The sequence below is a fragment of the Microbacterium sp. CGR1 genome (genome assembly GCF_051062835.1).
Classification (GTDB): Bacteria; Actinomycetota; Actinomycetes; order Actinomycetales; family Microbacteriaceae; genus Microbacterium.
This window is the reverse complement of the sequence record NZ_JAOTPG010000001.1, coordinates 2,935,561-2,951,696: the sequence shown is the minus strand read 5'-3', so window position 1 is coordinate 2,951,696 and position 16,136 is coordinate 2,935,561. Positions and strand designations below refer to the sequence as shown.

Annotated in this window: 14 protein-coding genes; 5 read left to right on the top strand and 9 right to left on the bottom strand. The window is 68.2% G+C overall.

Annotated features, from left to right (window positions below; translation table 11 throughout):
• Positions 1-48: 48 nt before the first annotated feature.
• The 6 genes from OD997_RS14645 to OD997_RS14620 all read right to left on the bottom strand — a co-directional run bounded on the left by OD997_RS14645 (position 49) and on the right by OD997_RS14620 (position 7,092).
• Entirely contained in the window at positions 49-1,158 is a 1,110-nt protein-coding gene (locus tag OD997_RS14645) for an ROK family protein (RefSeq protein WP_434332230.1), read from the bottom strand.
• Positions 1,155-2,270 (bottom strand): ROK family transcriptional regulator, encoded by a 1,116-nt coding sequence (locus OD997_RS14640; RefSeq protein ID WP_434332229.1) that lies wholly within the window; start codon positions 2,268-2,270, stop codon positions 1,155-1,157. The genes OD997_RS14645 and OD997_RS14640 overlap by 4 nt, the downstream gene beginning before the upstream one ends.
• Positions 2,271-2,304: 34 nt before the next feature.
• Positions 2,305-3,726, bottom strand: a complete 1,422-nt coding sequence (locus tag OD997_RS14635) for a hypothetical protein (RefSeq protein ID WP_434332228.1) — start codon at positions 3,724-3,726, stop codon at positions 2,305-2,307.
• 51 nt (positions 3,727-3,777) lie between these two features.
• On the bottom strand, positions 3,778-4,680 hold the full coding sequence (locus OD997_RS14630; RefSeq protein WP_434332227.1) for a carbohydrate ABC transporter permease: 903 nt from the start codon (positions 4,678-4,680) through the stop codon (positions 3,778-3,780).
• Positions 4,680-5,525, bottom strand: a complete 846-nt coding sequence (locus OD997_RS14625) for a carbohydrate ABC transporter permease (RefSeq protein WP_434332226.1) — start codon at positions 5,523-5,525, stop codon at positions 4,680-4,682. Before OD997_RS14625 ends, OD997_RS14630 begins: the two co-directional genes overlap by 1 nt.
• 244 nt (positions 5,526-5,769) lie before the next feature.
• Entirely contained in the window at positions 5,770-7,092 is a 1,323-nt protein-coding gene (locus OD997_RS14620) for an extracellular solute-binding protein (RefSeq protein WP_434332225.1), read from the bottom strand.
• A 260-nt stretch (positions 7,093-7,352) separates the two neighbouring features.
• Here OD997_RS14620 and OD997_RS14615 point away from each other — a divergent pair, with 260 nt between their 5' ends.
• Positions 7,353-8,987, top strand: a complete 1,635-nt coding sequence (locus tag OD997_RS14615; RefSeq protein WP_434332224.1) for a beta-N-acetylhexosaminidase — start codon at positions 7,353-7,355, stop codon at positions 8,985-8,987.
• Between the two features lie 114 nt (positions 8,988-9,101).
• Here the strand turns inward: OD997_RS14615 and OD997_RS14610 are convergent, their stop codons facing one another.
• Both OD997_RS14610 and OD997_RS14605 read right to left on the bottom strand, forming a co-directional pair.
• Positions 9,102-10,364 carry a hypothetical protein gene (locus tag OD997_RS14610; protein ID WP_434332223.1) on the bottom strand — a complete coding sequence of 421 codons (1,263 nt, stop codon included), beginning with the start codon at positions 10,362-10,364 and terminating at the stop codon, positions 9,102-9,104.
• A gap of 172 nt (positions 10,365-10,536) precedes the next feature.
• Positions 10,537-10,965 (bottom strand): DUF1761 domain-containing protein, encoded by a 429-nt coding sequence (locus OD997_RS14605; protein WP_434332222.1) that lies wholly within the window; start codon positions 10,963-10,965, stop codon positions 10,537-10,539.
• A gap of 138 nt (positions 10,966-11,103) precedes the next feature.
• Between OD997_RS14605 and OD997_RS14600 the strand changes: the two genes are divergently transcribed.
• Both OD997_RS14600 and OD997_RS14595 read left to right on the top strand, forming a co-directional pair.
• Positions 11,104-12,765, top strand: a complete 1,662-nt coding sequence (locus tag OD997_RS14600; RefSeq protein WP_434332221.1) for a glycoside hydrolase family 13 protein — start codon at positions 11,104-11,106, stop codon at positions 12,763-12,765.
• A 68-nt stretch (positions 12,766-12,833) separates the two neighbouring features.
• Entirely contained in the window at positions 12,834-13,841 is a 1,008-nt protein-coding gene (locus OD997_RS14595) for a LacI family DNA-binding transcriptional regulator (RefSeq protein WP_434332220.1), read from the top strand.
• 10 nt (positions 13,842-13,851) lie between these two features.
• On the opposite strand, the gene OD997_RS14590 is transcribed toward OD997_RS14595, so the two are convergent.
• On the bottom strand, positions 13,852-14,193 hold the full coding sequence (locus tag OD997_RS14590) for an ArsR/SmtB family transcription factor (protein WP_434332219.1): 342 nt from the start codon (positions 14,191-14,193) through the stop codon (positions 13,852-13,854).
• An 81-nt stretch (positions 14,194-14,274) separates the two neighbouring features.
• On the opposite strand from OD997_RS14590, the gene OD997_RS14585 reads away from it, so the two are divergent.
• Positions 14,275-15,615 (top strand): NAD(P)-binding domain-containing protein, encoded by a 1,341-nt coding sequence (locus OD997_RS14585; RefSeq protein ID WP_434332218.1) that lies wholly within the window; start codon positions 14,275-14,277, stop codon positions 15,613-15,615.
• Positions 15,612-16,016 (top strand): arsenate reductase ArsC, encoded by a 405-nt coding sequence (locus OD997_RS14580; protein ID WP_434332217.1) that lies wholly within the window; start codon positions 15,612-15,614, stop codon positions 16,014-16,016. The genes OD997_RS14585 and OD997_RS14580 overlap by 4 nt, the downstream gene beginning before the upstream one ends.
• Positions 16,017-16,136 lie beyond the last annotated feature (120 nt).

Below are 16,136 nucleotides of genomic sequence, written 5' to 3'. Positions count from 1 at the left end.
CAGCGAGAGCACAAGCGGTCTGCGGAGAGCATCCGCAGACCGCCGCGTTCAGCGGATGCCGAGCTCCTCCGCGACCACGAGCGCGGTGCCCCCGAGCAGCACGATGTCATCGCCGCGCACTGCGACACGGATCTCGAAGTCGTCGGTCACGATCGCCAGCGCCTCGTGCTCGATCGCCGCGCGCGTCTCGTCGAGGAACACCCCGCCGACGATGTCGAGGGGTCCGGAGAGCACGACCTGCTCGAGCCCGAGAGCGGCGACGACCGGGGTGAGCACCCGACCGAGAGCTCGACCTGCTCGAGTCAGGATCTCGTCGGCTGACGCGTCGGGCTCGGCGAGCAGGCGACGCACATAGGGCACTGCTGCCACGACCTCGAGGCAGCCGCGTCGGCCGCATCGGCACACCTCGCCGCCCTCGTCGACGAGCACGTGCCCGATCTCGCCTGCTGTGAAGCGGTCGCCGGTGACGAGCGCGCCGCCGACGATGACGCCGCTGCCGATGCCCTGGCCGATCCGTACGAGCGCCAGGTTGTCGACGCCCGGCTGACCGTAGGTGCGCGCGGCGAGAGCAGCGGCATTGGCGTCGTTCGCGATGTGGACGGGCACGGAGATCGCGGCCGAGAGCGCCGCACCGAGATCGAGCCCATGCCAGTCGAAGGCCACGGCCTCGAGGACGACGCCCTCGGTGTTCACGACTCCGGGTGACCCGATACCCACTCCGAGAACGCGCACGGTCGAGCGTTTGACCAGCGCCGAGGCGAGCGCGCAGACCTTGTCGACCAGCGCTGCGCCCCTGGCGCCGTCGGTGGGCACGCTCGTCGAATGCACCACCTCGCCCTCGAGGTTCATGATCGCGCCGCTCAGTTCGGCGTAGGCCGAAAGGTCGAGAGTGACCACGTGATACGCGTCGGGGTTCAACGCGATGAGGGTGCTCGGCTTGCCGACTCTGCCCTCAGGGCTCGGCCCGCTCTCGCGCACGACCCCCTCCGCCGCGAGGTGATCGACGATGCGCGACACGCTCACCCTGGTGAGTCCGGTCGCTCTCGCCAGATCCGCTCGACTCATCGCGGCGCTGCGGAAGAGCGTGCGCAGGATCAGCGAGCGGTTGACCTGTCGCGTGTGCTCCGGCAGAGCCTTCTCGGTGCCGCGGTTCGTCACGAGATCCCCAGTTCGGCCGAGAGCACCGCGACCAGAGGCCCCTGCAACGCGAGCAGTCCGCCGTCCGAGCCGATCTCGACGCCGATCGTGCTGGTCGTCGAGGGCAGGGTGCGATCGGTCAGACACCGCTGGGTGCGCTGCGCGAACGCCTCGTCGAGGATGTCCTCGGGGCCCACCAGCACGATTCGGGTCGCACCCAGCATCGAGATGATCGGCGCCACGGCAGCGGCGAGCGCATCCGCCGCATCGTCCATGACCTCGTCGCGGTTCTCACCGGCGTCGAGGCGCGCGCGCAGCGCCGGTACGGCGACGATCGCGTCAAGGCATCCGGGGCGCCCGCACAGACACGTGGTGTCGCGCTTCGGATCCACCACCACGTGGCCGATCTCGCCTGCCATGAAGTCGACGCCGTCGATCAGCGTCTCGCCGATGATCAGCCCCGCCCCCGCTCCGCGCTGGATGGTCAGGATCAGGATGCTGCGGCCGTCGTCGTTCTCGCGGAAGGTATGCACCGCGAGCGCCATGCCATTGGCGTCGTTGACGATGTGCACCGGCAGGCCGAAGCGCGCACTCAGAGCCCCTCGCAGGTCAGCGCCGAACCAGCCGAGATGGGGCGCGAAGCGCACGACGCCATCACGGTCGACCACGCCGGGGCTGCCGACGCCGATCCCGAGGACGGGAGCGGATGTCTCGGCGAGCAGCTCCTCGATCATCGCGATGACGCGCGCGATCGCGTCGTCGCCGCGCTCTGTGAGCGCATCGACCCGGCGCTCGTGCGACAGCTCCCCGCGCAGGTTCATGACCGCGCCCCGGAACGACTGCGCGTCGGAGAGGTCGAGGCTGATGATCGAGCGGGAGTCGTCGTCGAGAGCGACCAGCGTTGCCGGCTTTCCCACGCGGCCCTCCGCCGCATGACCCGCCTCGACGAGGATGCCCTGATCGATCAGCTCGCCGACGATGGTCGAGACGGTGACCTTGTTGAGCCCCGATCCGCGGGCGATGTCCGCCCGACTGCGCGGCCCCTCGTGGAACAGCGTCTGCAGCAGCATCGCGCGATTGCGCACGCGATTGTGCTCGGGGAGCGCCTTGGTCGTGATGCGGAGATCGGCCACAGCCCATTGTCTCCCGCCCGCCCGGGGATCGGCATCACCTCGCGGCATGACGTCGTCGCAGCAGGGTCACTCCGACGAGGAGCGCGAACCCGGCGACACCGATCGCGATGATCGGGGCCTCGGAGCCGCTCTCGGCCAGGACATCGTCAGATGCGTCGGAGGTCGGCGCGATGCCTTCGCCCTCGGGGCTCGGGACCGTCGGTGTCTCGGATTCCACCGCGAGGCGGAACGGGTTGTACCCCGTGACCGCGAGGAGGTACCACGCGGTCGCTCCGGTGTGGAGGCTCGAGTAGTAGAGGTCGCCGAACCCGGTGTCGAGTCCGTCGCTCGACGACGCGACGATCCCTCGGCCGTCGCCGTTCGCGGCCTGCCGCTGCGCGAGCTCTGCCGAAGCGAGGATCTCCTGCGTGTAGCCCGCGTCACCGGCGGAGTCGCGGGTGCGCAGGGCGAGAGCCAGCTGCCCCGAGCCCTCGAACCAGACCTTCGACACATCGGCGCTGCTGAACGCGGGCCCCGCGTACGGGCCGTCGGTCGCGTGCAGATTCTCGACGGTCCATGCCAGCGCTGACGCGTACCGGTCGTCGAGCGTCGCCAGGTAGCTCCAGGTCTGAGGGTCCTCGGGGATCGGGTAGTAGTTCGTCGATACGCCGTCCGGATGGGTCCCGGTCCACAGGTGGCCGTCCTCGGTCTGCATCGCGGCGACGAAGCCCGCGGCGACGGCCGCCCTGTCGGCCCACACCGCATCACCGGTGAGCGTCGACATCTGAGTGAAGAAGGCGGTGACATCGATGTTGTGCTCGGTCGACTTGAACGTGAACGGGTTGCCGTCGGCATCCTGCCCGCCGGTGTAGCCGAAAGGCGCCTGCTCGGTGTCGGCCGTGTTCTGCTGGATCCAGTCGGCCAGCCGCAGGGCTCCGTCGAGATACTTCCGCTCGCCGGTGACGTCGAAGAGACGCGCGAGCGCCATTCCCACCCACGCCTGATTGCCGGTGTTCGACGCCGAGGATCCGATCTCGACAGCACCGGCGCTGAGGCTCGCAGGCTGATACGACGCCCTGGTGCGCCCGTCGGAGAAGTCCGGGTCGTTCTGCTGCACGAACAGCAGCGCGTCACCGATCGACTGCGCCCGACGGATGTCGTCGGGAAGGCCCCTCGCCGCATATGCCATGACGATCAGCGCGTCGTCGTACAGGAACGACGACGTGAAGTCCCAGTCCGGGGTCGTGAAGAAGCCGCCCTGGTAGCTCCGCGGCAGGCACATGCCGTCTGCGCTGCAGTACTCGTCGACCCGGTCGTCGAGGAACTCGTAGGCCAGCGCCGCCGACTGCTCGTAGTCCACCGTCCCGTCGGGCGCGACGTACCAGTCCACGGTTCCCGCCGAGGGCGGTGCGGCGAGTGACGGCTGCGCACCGGCGCCGATCGCCGCCAGCATCATCAGGGTCGCTGCGGTGGTCATGACGACAGCCTTCGTCTTCGGCCGATCGCGGCCGTTCGTCGCAGACATCGGTCAGCCCTTCACGGCGCCGGCGGACATGCCGGTCACCAGGTTGCGTTGGATGATCATGAAGAAGACCACCACGGGGAGCGCGAACAGCGTCGCTGCGGCCATCTGCCCGCCGTAATCCGTGCCCATCTCGCCGCCGACCGAGACCGTGAACGAGTTCAACCACACGGGGAGCGTGTAGTTCGACTGGTCCTTCATGAAGGTGAAGGCGACGATGTAGTCGTTCCACGCGGCGATGAACGCGAACACACTGCTCGAGATGATGCCGGGCATGACGAGCGGGAACAGCACGCGGGTGAGCACCTGCCAGGTCGTGGCGCCATCGATACGGGCTGCCTCGTCGAGCTCGATCGGGATGGCGAGGAAGAACCCGCGCATGACCCAGATCGAGAACGGGAGCACGCTCGCGACGTACGAGAGGATCAGGCCCCAATAGGTTCCCAGAAGTCCCATCGAGTTGAAGATCAGGAACTGCGGGATGAGCAGCGCAGTGCCCGGCAGCATCTGGACGATGAGGATGAGCACCAGGATGGGCCGACGTCCGCGGAACCGGAACCGCGACAGCGCCGCCGCCGCGAACAGCCCGAGGACGATCGCGAAGACGACCGCACCGGTGACGACGATCACGGAGTTCTGCAGATAGATGTGGAACTGACCCTTGCCGATCGCCGTGAAGAAGTTGTCGAGGGTCGGCGACTCGGGGAGGAAGTGCGGCGTGCTGCTGAGCATCTCCGACCGCGGCTTGAACGCGGTGTTGATCATCCAGTACACCGGGAACGCCCACACGATGCAGAAGAGGATCGCGATGCTGCTGCTGACCCAGGGGGTGCGGCGTCGCCGGCGTCCGGTGGCGGTCGTCGCGGTCGTGGTCGCCGCGGGAGCCGGGGCGGTGGTCGTCGTGGTCATCAGAGGTCCTCTCCAGACCGCACGAGGTGTCGGATGTACACGGCGCTGAGCGCCGCGAGGATGACGGTCGAGGCCACGGCGATCGCCGACCCCGCACCGATCTGCAGGTTGCCGGAGAACGCCGTCGTGTAGGTGAAGACGCCGAGTGTCGACGTCGCCCCGTCGGGCCCGCCCTCGGAGATGAGCCAGATCTGGTTGAAGACGTTGAAGTCCCAGATTATGGAGAGCATCGTCACGAGCAGGATCGTCGGGGCGATCGAGGGCAGTACGACGACTCGATAGATGCGCCATTCGGACGCCCCGTCGAGTCGCGCGGCCTCCTTCAACTCGACCGCGACCTGCGTCTCGGCGGCGTACAGGGTCAGCGCGATGAAGGGAACGGCCTGCCAGACGACGAGCAGCCAGATGCAGACCCACGCGAGCACCGGGTCAGAAGACCAGTCCTTGCTGGTCATGTCTCCGAAGATGCCGAGCTGCGTGAGCATCCAGTTGATCACGCCGTATTGCGGCTGGAAGAGCCACGACCAGACGATCGACGACGCGACGTTCGGCATCGCCCAGGCCAGGATCAGCACGACGGTGGTGAGATAGCGGATGCCGGAGGGCAGGCGCGTCATGAGATGCGACATCCCTGCGCCGATCGCCACACTGCCCACGACGAGCGCCGCCGTGAAGATGATCGTGCGCGTGAGGGACAGCCAGAACTCCGGGTCGGCCAGCACCGCCGAGTACTGATCCAGGCCGACGAAGTCGAAGGCTCCCGTGAACAGCGTCCGCTGGTTGTAGTTCGTGAACGACGTGAAGACGAGGAAGCCGATCGGCAGCAGGGTGACGAAGAGGATCATCAGGCCCGCCGGCGTCAGGAGCCAGAACGGGGCCGAGCTTCGACGGCTGCTCGCCGTGCGCCGAGTGCGGGGGGACGGGGGACGAGGTGTTCGCGTCTTCGCTGACGGCGGTGACACGACGGGTGTGGTGACCACGGGTTCGCCTTTCGGGTGGTCGGGGCACCGCCGGTTCACGGGGCCGAGGAACTGCAGGACGAGGGGATGCCGCGCGTCCGCGACGCGTGGGCGCGCGGCATCCGGTGCGCTACTTGGTGTTGAGCGTCTTGTCGGCCGCGTCGTCGAAGGCGGTCGCCGCCTCGTCGACGGACTTCGAGCCCGAGGCGACCGAGGAGAACAGGCTGTTGATGTCCTTGTTGCTCTCGATCGTGGTCCAGTTCGCGTTGGCCGGTGTGGCCTTCGAGCGGAGCGCGGCGGTGAAGAAGCTCACCTTGACGTCGTCCAGCGTCTCCTGCGCGAACTCGATCCCCTCTGTGCTGTTGGGGATCCACCCGTCGACGCCGAACACGAAGTCCTTCTGCACCTCGGGGCTGGCGGCGATCTTGACCCAGTTCAGGGCGAGATCGGAGTTCTGCGACTTCACCGGGATCGCCCAGTCCGAGCCTCCGAGCATGACCGGCTGAGCCTCGCCAGACAGGCCGGGGAAAGGGAAGGATCCGAGATCCGGTTCGAGATCCGGGTTGATCTTCAGGATCGCGCCGGTATTCGTGTTGAGGATCGCCGAGGTCTTGCCGTCAGCGAAGATCTGGCCCTGGTTCGGCTCGAAGGTGTCGAGCGTCGCGGATGCCGCGGTGGAGTAGGTGTTCTGGAACTCCTTGAATGCCTCAAGACCTTCCAGCGCCTCATCTGAGCCGAAGCCCGAGGTCCATTCGCCGTCCTTCTCTGATGCGATATCCCCACCGGCGTCCCACACGAACTGCATTCCTGCGTAGAAGTACTGACCCGGCAGGTAGAACGGCGAGAAGTCGGGCGTCTGCGCGTTGGCTGCCGCGACCTTGTCGAGAGCCGCGGTCAGCTCGTCGTAGGTGGTCGGGACACCGGTCACACCCGCGGCCGCCCACATCTTCTTGTTGTAGATCACGGCGCGAGCACCGGCGAAGCCGGGCACACCGTAGAGGCTGCCGTCGATCGTGGCAGGGTCGACGAGTCCGTCGAGCCAGGTCTGGCCCTGTGCCAGGTCGTCCTTGTACGCCGTGAGGTCGAGCAGTCCGCCGTTCGCGGCATAGCTCGCGATCTGCGTGTTGCCCATGTCGATCACATCGGGCGGGGTGTCGGTGGCGAGGGCCGTCGTGACCTTCGTGGTGATCCCGTCCCAGGTCTGCTTCTGCAGATTCACCTCGGCGCCGGTCTCCTCTGTGAAGCGCTTGTTGATCTCGGCGAGAGTGTCGGGCGTGTAGTCGCCGTCCATGACCCAGACCGTGAGGGTCTGCCCCGCGCCGTCGACCTCGGGGACCTTCCCGTCGCTGGGAGCACCGGCGTTGCCGGCGCCGGCCGAACCCGAACATGCGCTGAGCGCGAGGGCGGCGACGATGCCGATGGCACCGGCCGTCGCAGACTTCTTGATTGCCACTGAATTCTCCTTGGTAGGTGGGTTACCGCGAACGGATACGTCGATGTGTCGTTCGTGAAAGTTAGTACACATCTGTTTCATATCCGTTGTCAATCATTATGTTGGCATTTATAGATCTGTTAGGTTTCAGCGTTATGACGGCATTGTTTCGCTATCGCAGGGAATCTTCACCCGTCGAATTAGGTCACTTTATTTACTAACCATTAGGGCATGTAACCAACTAATTCATGCCTGTCCGAAATCCCCAGGGAGTTGCCCCAATGCCGACCCTTCTGCCTCGACCCGCGTCTCAGACCACCTCTCCGGGGGAGTTCGTGCTCACCGCGGATGCGACGCTCTCCGCGCACCCGGATCTGGTGCAGCCGGCGCTCAGACTTCAGGAGCGGCTACGGGCCGCCACGGGATTCGTCCTCCCGCTGAACGTCTCCGACACCGGCTCGGACGTCACCGCGAGCATCCGCCTCGGTCTGGATCCGACGCTTGCCGTCGAGGCCTTCGAGCTCGAGACGACGCCAGGGTCGGTACACCTCATGGCATCCAGCGAGCGCGGCGGTCACTGGGGCGTGCAGGCGCTGCTGCAGCTCTTCCCGGCAGCGGTGTACCGCCGCTCCGCCGTCGCCACCGGCGCATGGACCACGCCCGTCACTCACGTGCAGGACGCCCCGAAGTTCCCCTGGCGCGGAGCCATGCTCGACGTCGTCCGCCACTTCGCACCGACCCGCGACGTGCTGCGGTTCATCGACCTGCTGGCGATGCACCGCCTCAACACCCTGCATCTGCACCTCACCGACGACCAGGGCTGGCGCGTCGAGATCGCCCGCTACCCTCGACTCACCGAGGTCGGCGGCTGGCGCCCGGAGACGCAGGTCGGTGCCGCACACGGATCGGCCACGGACGGGCGACCGCACGGCGGCTTCTACACGCAGGATGACATCCGAGAGATCGTCGCCTACGCCGGGGCGCGCGGGATCACCGTGGTTCCGGAGATCGAGCTTCCGGGCCACGCGCAGGCGGCCGTGGCCGCGTATCCCGAGCTGGGTGTCGGTGACAGCGCGCCGACCACGCCCTGGACTCTCTGGGGCATCAATCCGGTGATCTTCAACGTCGAGGAGTCGACCATCCGGTTCCTGTCGGACGTGCTCGACGAGATCGTCGATCTGTTCCCCTCGGAGTACATCTGCATCGGCGGGGACGAGTGCCCCAAGATCCAGTGGATCGAGGACGAGCGGACCCAGGATCGGATGCGGGAGCTCGGCGTGCACGACGAGGAGGAGCTGCAGAGCTGGTTCGTCAGCCGCATCGGCCAGCACCTCGCCTCCCGCGGACGCAAGTTGCTGGGCTGGGATGAGATCCTCGAGGGCGGCCTCGCCGACGGCGCGACCGTGCTCTCCTGGCGCGGCAAAGTCGGCGCCGTCACCGCTGCCCGCTCGGGGCACGATGTGGTCGCCTGCCCGGAGGACACGGTGTACCTCGACTATCGCGAGTCCGACCTCGACTCGGAGCCCATCCCTACCGGCACCGTGACGACGGTCGAGAAGGCCTATTCCTTCGACCCCGTGCCCGCGGAGCTCGACGCCGACGAGGCGCGACACGTGCTCGGCGGCCAGGCGAACCTCTGGACAGAGCACATCGATTCGATGCGCGGCCTCGACTATCGCGCGTTCCCTCGCCTGTCGGCCGTCGCCGAGGCGCTGTGGTCCAGCGGAGACCGGGACTACAGCGAGTTCGCCCCGAGGTTGACCGAGCACCTCGCCCGGCTGGACGCAGCGGGGGTCGAGTACCGTCCGGCCGATGGGCCCCGCCCCTGGCACGAGCGCCCCGGCGTGAGCGGTCGGACCAGGTCCGCGGAGGAGTCGGCGGCGCATCTCGCGAAGATCACCGCGAACATCGGCTGAGCCGACCTCCCCGCCGTTCGGGAGGAACCCTCAGCCAGGGGAGGAGAGAGCCTCGAGATCTCTCCTCCCCAGGGCAGGTTCTCCGCCCGAGGCGCCGCGGGAGCGGAGCGCCGATCAGTCGGCCGGGAGGCTGAAGGGGTTGTCGCCCGCGGCCGCGAGCAGATACCACGCGGTCGCGCCGGTGTGCAGGCTGGCGTAGTAGAGGTCGCCGAAGCCGGAGTCCAGGCCGTCGGTCGAGGTCGCCACGATGCCCTTGCCGTCGCCGTTCGCGGCATCCCGCTGTCCGAGACGGATGCTGTCGAGCAGCGCCTCCGCGCGGTCGGCGTCGCCCGCCGCGCCGCGCAGTTTGAGCGCGAGCGCCAGGTGCCCGCTGCCCTCGAACCACACCTTCGACACGTCGGTGTCGCTGATCGACGGCCCCTGATACTGGCCGTCGGTGGCGATGAGGTTCGCGAGCGTCCAGTCGAGCGCCGTGTCGTAGCGGGCGTCGCCGGTCGCGAGCGAGGTCCACGTCTGCGAGTCCAACGGCACGGGGTGGGTGTTCACCGTGCTTCCATCGAGGAGAGTCCCGGTGTCGACGTGACCGTCGGCACTCTGCATGGCGGCGACGAAATCCGTCGCGACGGCCGCGCGGTCCGCCCAGACAGGGTCTCCGGTGAGCGCGGCGAGCTGGGTGAAGAATCCGGCGATGTCACTGTTGTGCTCGGTGGACTTCCACACGAGCGAGGTGCCGTCTTCGAGCTGACCGCCCGTGTAGCCGTAGGGCGCCCGGACCATGTCGGCCGTGTTCGTCTGGATCCACTGCGCGATCCGCACCGCGCCGTCGAGGTACCTCTGCTCCCCCGTCGCATGGAAGAGCCGCGTGAGTGCCATGCCCACCCACGCCTGGTTGCCGGTGAACGTACCGGGTCCGGTGATCTCGACACGGCCCTGCCGGATGCCGTGCGGTTCGTACGAGGTGCGCACGCGCCCGTCGCCGATCGGGTCCTCGTCCTGCACGAAGAGCAGGGTGTCCCCGATCGCCTGTGCGCGGCGGATGTCGTCGGGCAGCCCGCGTGCCGTGTAGGCGATCACGACGAGCGCGTCGTCGTAGACGAACGAGGGGGTGAAGTCCCAGGTCGGCAGGTCGGTGAAGAATCCGCCCTCGTAGCTGCGAGGAAGGCAGTGGCCGTCGCCGTCGCAGAACTGGTCGACGCGTGCGTCGAGGAACTCGTAGGCGAGCGCGACCGACAGCGTGGGATCGGGGGCTGCGCCCGCTGCGGGGTCATCGGGAACCGAGTCGCCGGACGCGGCGGACGCAGCGCCCGCGACCAGCGCCGCGGCGACGAGCGCGGCGGCGATCATCCACGGAGCCGACCGGCGCGATGAACCCGACATGATGACCCCCTCGGTCTGAACAGCGGTCCGAGTGCGGGCCCCGCAGGCGACCAGGAGGTCACGAGCAAAATGCTGGCATACCAGGAAGTCTCGACGGAAGTGGCGAAGGTCTAGTCTTTCGGCGCGGCATCCTCGTGATGCTCGCGCAGGACCTGACGAAGAACCCGGGGATCTAGCCGAGCGCCGGCGGCCAGACGCCGATGAGCACCGCCATGATGACGATCGTGACGAGTTCATGCGCGATGTTCATGACCGTCAGCCCCGTCGGGCGGCCCTCGAACGCGTCGTGGGTGATGAAGCGCGCGGCGGTGAAGCCCGCCCACAGCAGCACACCGGTGACAACCGCTGCCCAGAAGAACGACCCGTCGTAGAAGTGCCAGGCGATGGCGGATGCTCCGGCCAGCACCCATGACGTGACGAAGCTCACGATCACGGTCGTGATGATCGCCACGGTCGCGCTCGAGCCCGGCCGATCCATGTCGACGTTCGCCAGCTTCGACCAGCGCGTGCCGAACACCTTCGGTGCGTACCAGACCGAGCCGACGATCATGCTCGACGCCGTGGCGATGAGGACCGCCCAGTAGTTGATCTCGGGAACCATGACAGCCTCCAGTCATCGGATGCCCGAAGCATACTCCCGGACTGCAAGCCGCCGAGGAGCGGCGTGGAATATCGCGCTACCGAATCGATTCGAACCCACCTCTGGCAATCATGTAAGCGTTTGCACTAATCTGTTGCCATGGCACAGCTTGAGCAGATCGCAGCCCCCGGTTCCGAGTGGTGGCGCAGCGCGGTCATCTACCAGATCTACCCCCGTTCGTTCGCCGACGCCTCGGGTGACGGCATCGGCGACCTGCCCGGCATAACCAGCCGACTCGACTCCCTGAAGGAGCTCGGCGTCGACGCGATCTGGCTGAGCCCGTTCATGACGAGCCCGCAGCGCGACGCCGGCTACGACGTCGCCGACTACCGCGACGTCGACCCGCTGTTCGGCACGCTCGACGATTTCGACACCATGCTGAACGAGGCGCATGCCCGTGGCATCCGCGTGGTCGTCGACCTGGTGCCGAACCACTCGTCGGCTCAGCACGCCTGGTTCCAGGAGGCACTGAGGGCCGCCCCCGGCAGCCCCGAGCGCGCGCGCTACATCTTCCGCGACGGCAAGGGCGAGAACGGCGAGCTGCCCCCGAACAACTGGGAGTCCGTCTTCGGCGGCGGCATGTGGGAGCGCGTGACAGAGGCCGACGGCACCCCCGGTCAGTGGTACCTGCACATCTTCGACCCCACGCAGCCCGACTTCGACTGGAACAACGAAGAGGTGCGTGAGGAGTTCCGCTCGATCCTGCGCTTCTGGCTCGACCGCGGCGTCGACGGCTTCCGCGTCGACGTGGCGCACGGCATGATCAAGGCCGAGGGCCTTCCCGATTACACGCCGCCGGCCGACGCCGACTCGATGGGTGGCGGCGAGGCGAATGTGCCGTACTGGGGCCAGGACGGCGTGCACGACATCTACCGCGACTGGCACACGGTGCTCGCCGAGTACGACGGCGACCGCGCTCTGTGCGGTGAGGCCTGGATGCCGACGCTGAAGCAGACCGCTCTGTGGGTGCGCCCCGACGAGATGCACCAGACCTTCAACTTCCCGTACCTGATGACGGAGTGGGATGCGAAGGCGCTCGGCGACGTCATCCGCGAGTCGCTCGACGCGTTCGGCGCCGTCGGCGCGCCCAGCACATGGGTGCTGTCGAACCACGACGTGGTGCGCCATGCCTCGCGCCTGGCTCTCACCGACGACAATCCTCAGGGCGAGGGCATCGGCCCGAACACCCCGCACAAGCCCGACACCGCCATCGGTCTCGCCCGCGCCCGCGCGGCGACGACCGTGATGCTCGCGCTCCCCGGTTCGGCCTACCTGTACCAGGGCGAAGAGCTGGGACTTCCTGAGGCGATGGAAATCCCCGACGCGTTCCGTCAGGACCCGACCTGGTTCCGCACGAACGGCGAGCGCTACGGACGAGACGGATGCCGCGTGCCGCTGCCCTGGGAGGCGGACGCTCCTGCCTTCGGCTTCAACGAGACAGGCGCATCGTGGCTGCCGCAGCCGGCCGACTGGGCCGCGTACTCGCGTGACGTCGAAGAGGTCGACCCCGCGTCGACGCTCGCGCTCTACAAGCGTCTGCTCGCCGGACGCCGCGAGTACGGCTTCGGCAGCGGATCGCTCGTCTGGGAAGACGCCGGGGCCGATGCCGTGGCATTCCGCCGCGGCGACGTTCACGTGCTCGCGAACCTGGGAACCGAGCCCGTGCCGCTGCCGACCGACGCGTTCGTGATCCTGCAGAGCCAGCCGTTCGACGGTGGCGCAGTCCCCGTCGACACCGCGGTCTGGTACACCAAGCCGTAAGGCGTCTGCGGTGGGGCTGCGGCATCCGATCCGGACTCCGCAGCCTCACCCACTCTGAGAGGAATCGCATGGCGAGCATCGATGAGGTCGCCCGGCTCGCCGGGGTGTCGACGGCCACGGTCTCGCGTGCCCTGAGCGGCCGAGGCCATGTCTCGGAGTCCGCGCGCCTGCGCGTGCAGGAGGCGGCGTCGGCGCTGGGCTACGTCGTGTCGTCTCGGGCTTCGAGCCTGGCGTCAGGTCGCACCCGCAACATCGGCGTGGTCGTGCCCTTTCTCGACCGCTGGTTCTTCAGCACGGTGCTCTCGGGCGTCTCGGCCGCGCTGATGCGCGAGGGCTACGACATCACGCTCTACAACATCACCGCCGACAAGGACGTGCGCCGGCACGTGTTCGACACGTTCCTGCGCCGCCAGCGGGTGGATGCCGTGATCGCCGTATCGATCGAACTCGACGACGACGAGACCCAGTACCTGCTCGACCTCGGTCTGCCGGTGATCGCGATCGGCGGCCCGAACCCCAAGCTCGACACCCTCACGGTCGACGACGTCGCGGTCGCCCAGCTCGCGACAGATCACCTGATCAGCCTCGGTCACCACGACATCGCACACATCGGGGCAAACCCCGAGTTCGACATCGACTTCCACATCCCCACGAACCGTCGCCTCGGCTTCGAGAAGGCGCTGGCGAAAGCCGGCATCCCGCTGAACCCCGCCTTCCTCGAACCCGCCGACTTCACGGTCGAGGGCGGATACCGCGCGGCGAAGCAGCTGCTCGGCCGCCCCGGTCCGCGCCCCACGGCAGTGTTCGCGGCGTCGGACGAGATGGCGATCGGCGCTCTGCTCGCGGCGCGCGACCTCGGCTTCGCGGTGCCGGAAGACCTCTCGATCGTCGGGATCGACGGTCACGAGCTCGGCGAGTTCTTCCGCCTCACAACCGTCGACCAGTTCCCCCTGGGGCAGGGCGAGCGGGCGGCCGATGCGGTGCTCGCCAAGCTCGCCGAGGGCGACGCCGCCGGCATCCCCGCAGCCCTCCCCTACGAGCTGAACGTCCGAGGCACGACCGCTCGACTGGTGTGACCCGGGTCGGTCAGACGCCCCGCAGCGCCTCTCCGGCCGCGTCGAGCGCGCCGTCTGCCAGCGCGAAGTAGGCCCACTTGCCTCGTTGCTCACGGGTGACGAGGCCGGCGTCGGCGAGCAGCTTCATGTGGTGCGAGACGGTGCCCTGCGAGAGCCCGACGGGGTCGGTGAGATCGCAGATGCAGGCCTCGCCGCCCTCGGCCGACGAGATCAGCGAGAGCAGGCGGATGCGCGTCGGGTCGCCGAGTGCCTTGAACAGACGAGCGATGCGCTCCGCCTCGGCGAGGGGCAGAGCGGATGCCGTGCGCGGCGTGCAGCAGGCGGCGTCTGCGATGGTCACCGGGAGCGTCATGCCGCCATCCTCTCACGTATTGACATTCTTCGATACGTGCCCGATGCTTCATATTGAAGTTCATCGATTCGAGGAGACGTGATGTCCGACCTTCCTGTCGTCGTCATCGGCGCAGGCCCGCAGGGCCTCGCCGCCGCAGCGCACCTCATCGAACGCGACATCGATGTCGTCGTGATCGAACAGGGCGCGGGCGCCGGCGCCGCCGTCTCGGAGTGGGGACACATCCGGCTCTTCTCCTCGTGGCCCGAACTGATCGACTCGGCCTCTCGGCGCCTCCTCGAACCCACAGGATGGGTCGGCGCTTCCTCCGGCTATCCGACCGGGGCCGCTTGGGTGTCCGAGTACCTCGCACCACTGGCCGCCGCTCTCGGCGACCGGGTGCGGTTCGACACGACCGTGACCGGGGTGGCGCGACGGGGCCGAGACAAGGTCGTCGACAGCGGTCGGAGAGGTCAGCCGTTCACCGTGCACACCCGCGACGGCCGCGGAACGGAAGGACGGATCCTCGCCAGGGCCGTCATCGACGCCAGCGGCACCTGGGGCAGGCCGAACCCGGCCGGGGCCGACGGTCACCCCGCTGTCGGCGAGACCTCGGCATCCGACCTCATCTCGTACCGGACGCCCGACGACGTCTCGCCCTTCGTCGGGTCGCACATCGTGGTCGTGGGAGCCGGTCATTCGGCGACGCATGCGGTGCTGAGACTGACGGATATGGCTCGCCGCGCTCCCGGCACCCGGGTGACCTGGCTGCTCCGCCGCGGCAGCGCGACGGGAGTGCTCGGCGGCGAAGCGGGAGACGAGCTGCCGGAGCGGGCCGCACTCGGCACACGGGCACGGCGCGCGATCGATGCCGGAGTCGTCGACGTGGTGACCGGATTCCGGGTGTCGGAGTTCCGCCGCGACCCCGACGGCCTGACGATCGTCGCTGAGGACGGACGCGAGGTCGGCGATGTCGCCGGGGTCTTCGCGCTGACGGGATTCCGCCCCGACCTCGGGATTCTGCGTGAAGTGCGCATCGACCTCGACGCATCGCTGGAGGCGGTCGCCGGGATCGCGTCCGAGATCGACCCGAACGTCCACTCCTGCGGATCCGTCGGCGCGACGGGCGCACGGCAGCTCTCCCAGCCCGAGCAGGGGTTCTTCATCGTCGGGGTGAAGTCCTACGGACGAGCGCCGACGTTCCTGGCCCTGACCGGATTCGAGCAGGTGCGCAGCGTCGCGGCGCACCTCGCCGGCGATCACGAGAGCGCCGCCCGAAACGAGCTCGCTCTGCCTGAGACCGGAGTATGCGGGGGTTCCGGCGACTTCGACCCCGAGGCCACCGGCGCGGGATGCTGCTCGGCACCCGCCACACTGCAGATCGGCAGGACACCCTCGACCGCCCTCGACCCCGCTCACTCGCTTACCCTGGAGACATCATGACCGACAGCATCCCTTCCGTCCTCTTCGTGTGCGTGCACAACGCGGGGCGCTCGCAGATGGCCGCCGGGTTCCTCCGGGAGTTCGCGGGCGACCGCATCGAGGTGCGCTCGGCCGGATCCATGCCCGCCGACCAGATCAACCCGGTCGCGGTCGAGGCGATGAGCGAGCTCGGCATCGACATCACCGCCGAGGCGCCGAAGGTGCTGACGACCGAGGCCGTGCAGGCATCCGACGTCGTGATCACGATGGGATGCGGCGACGCCTGCCCGTTCTTCCCCGGCAAGCGGTACGAGGACTGGACGCTCGACGACCCGGCAGGCCAGGGCATCGACGCCGTGCGGCCGATCCGTGACGACATCCGCCGCCGCATCGAGGCTCTCGCGGGCGAACTGCTCGCCTGACCCCTGCCGTCCGGCGGCTCACACCATCCGCTGCGCCTCGGGAGGAGAACTGCGCCTCGGGAGGACGGATGCCGTGGCATCCTGCTCCCGAAGACGAGTTCTCCTCCCGAAGAGGCGCGC

Bases quoted from the DNA above. Each gene is read 5' to 3' on its own strand.
- OD997_RS14635 (WP_434332228.1), bottom strand. From the start codon at position 3,726: ATGACCACCGCAGCGACCCTGATGATGCTGGCGGCGATCGGCGCCGGT.
- OD997_RS14630 (WP_434332227.1), bottom strand. From the start codon at position 4,680: ATGACCACGACGACCACCGCCCCGGCTCCCGCGGCGACCACGACCGCG.
- OD997_RS14625 (WP_434332226.1), bottom strand. From the start codon at position 5,525: ATGATCCTCTTCGTCACCCTGCTGCCGATCGGCTTCCTCGTCTTCACG.
- OD997_RS14615 (WP_434332224.1), top strand. From the start codon at position 7,353: ATGCCGACCCTTCTGCCTCGACCCGCGTCTCAGACCACCTCTCCGGGG.
- OD997_RS14610 (WP_434332223.1), bottom strand. From the start codon at position 10,364: ATGTCGGGTTCATCGCGCCGGTCGGCTCCGTGGATGATCGCCGCCGCG.
- OD997_RS14605 (WP_434332222.1), bottom strand. From the start codon at position 10,965: ATGGTTCCCGAGATCAACTACTGGGCGGTCCTCATCGCCACGGCGTCG.
- OD997_RS14600 (WP_434332221.1), top strand. From the start codon at position 11,104: ATGGCACAGCTTGAGCAGATCGCAGCCCCCGGTTCCGAGTGGTGGCGC.
- OD997_RS14595 (WP_434332220.1), top strand. From the start codon at position 12,834: ATGGCGAGCATCGATGAGGTCGCCCGGCTCGCCGGGGTGTCGACGGCC.
- OD997_RS14590 (WP_434332219.1), bottom strand. From the start codon at position 14,193: ATGACGCTCCCGGTGACCATCGCAGACGCCGCCTGCTGCACGCCGCGC.
- OD997_RS14585 (WP_434332218.1), top strand. From the start codon at position 14,275: ATGTCCGACCTTCCTGTCGTCGTCATCGGCGCAGGCCCGCAGGGCCTC.
- OD997_RS14580 (WP_434332217.1), top strand. From the start codon at position 15,612: ATGACCGACAGCATCCCTTCCGTCCTCTTCGTGTGCGTGCACAACGCG.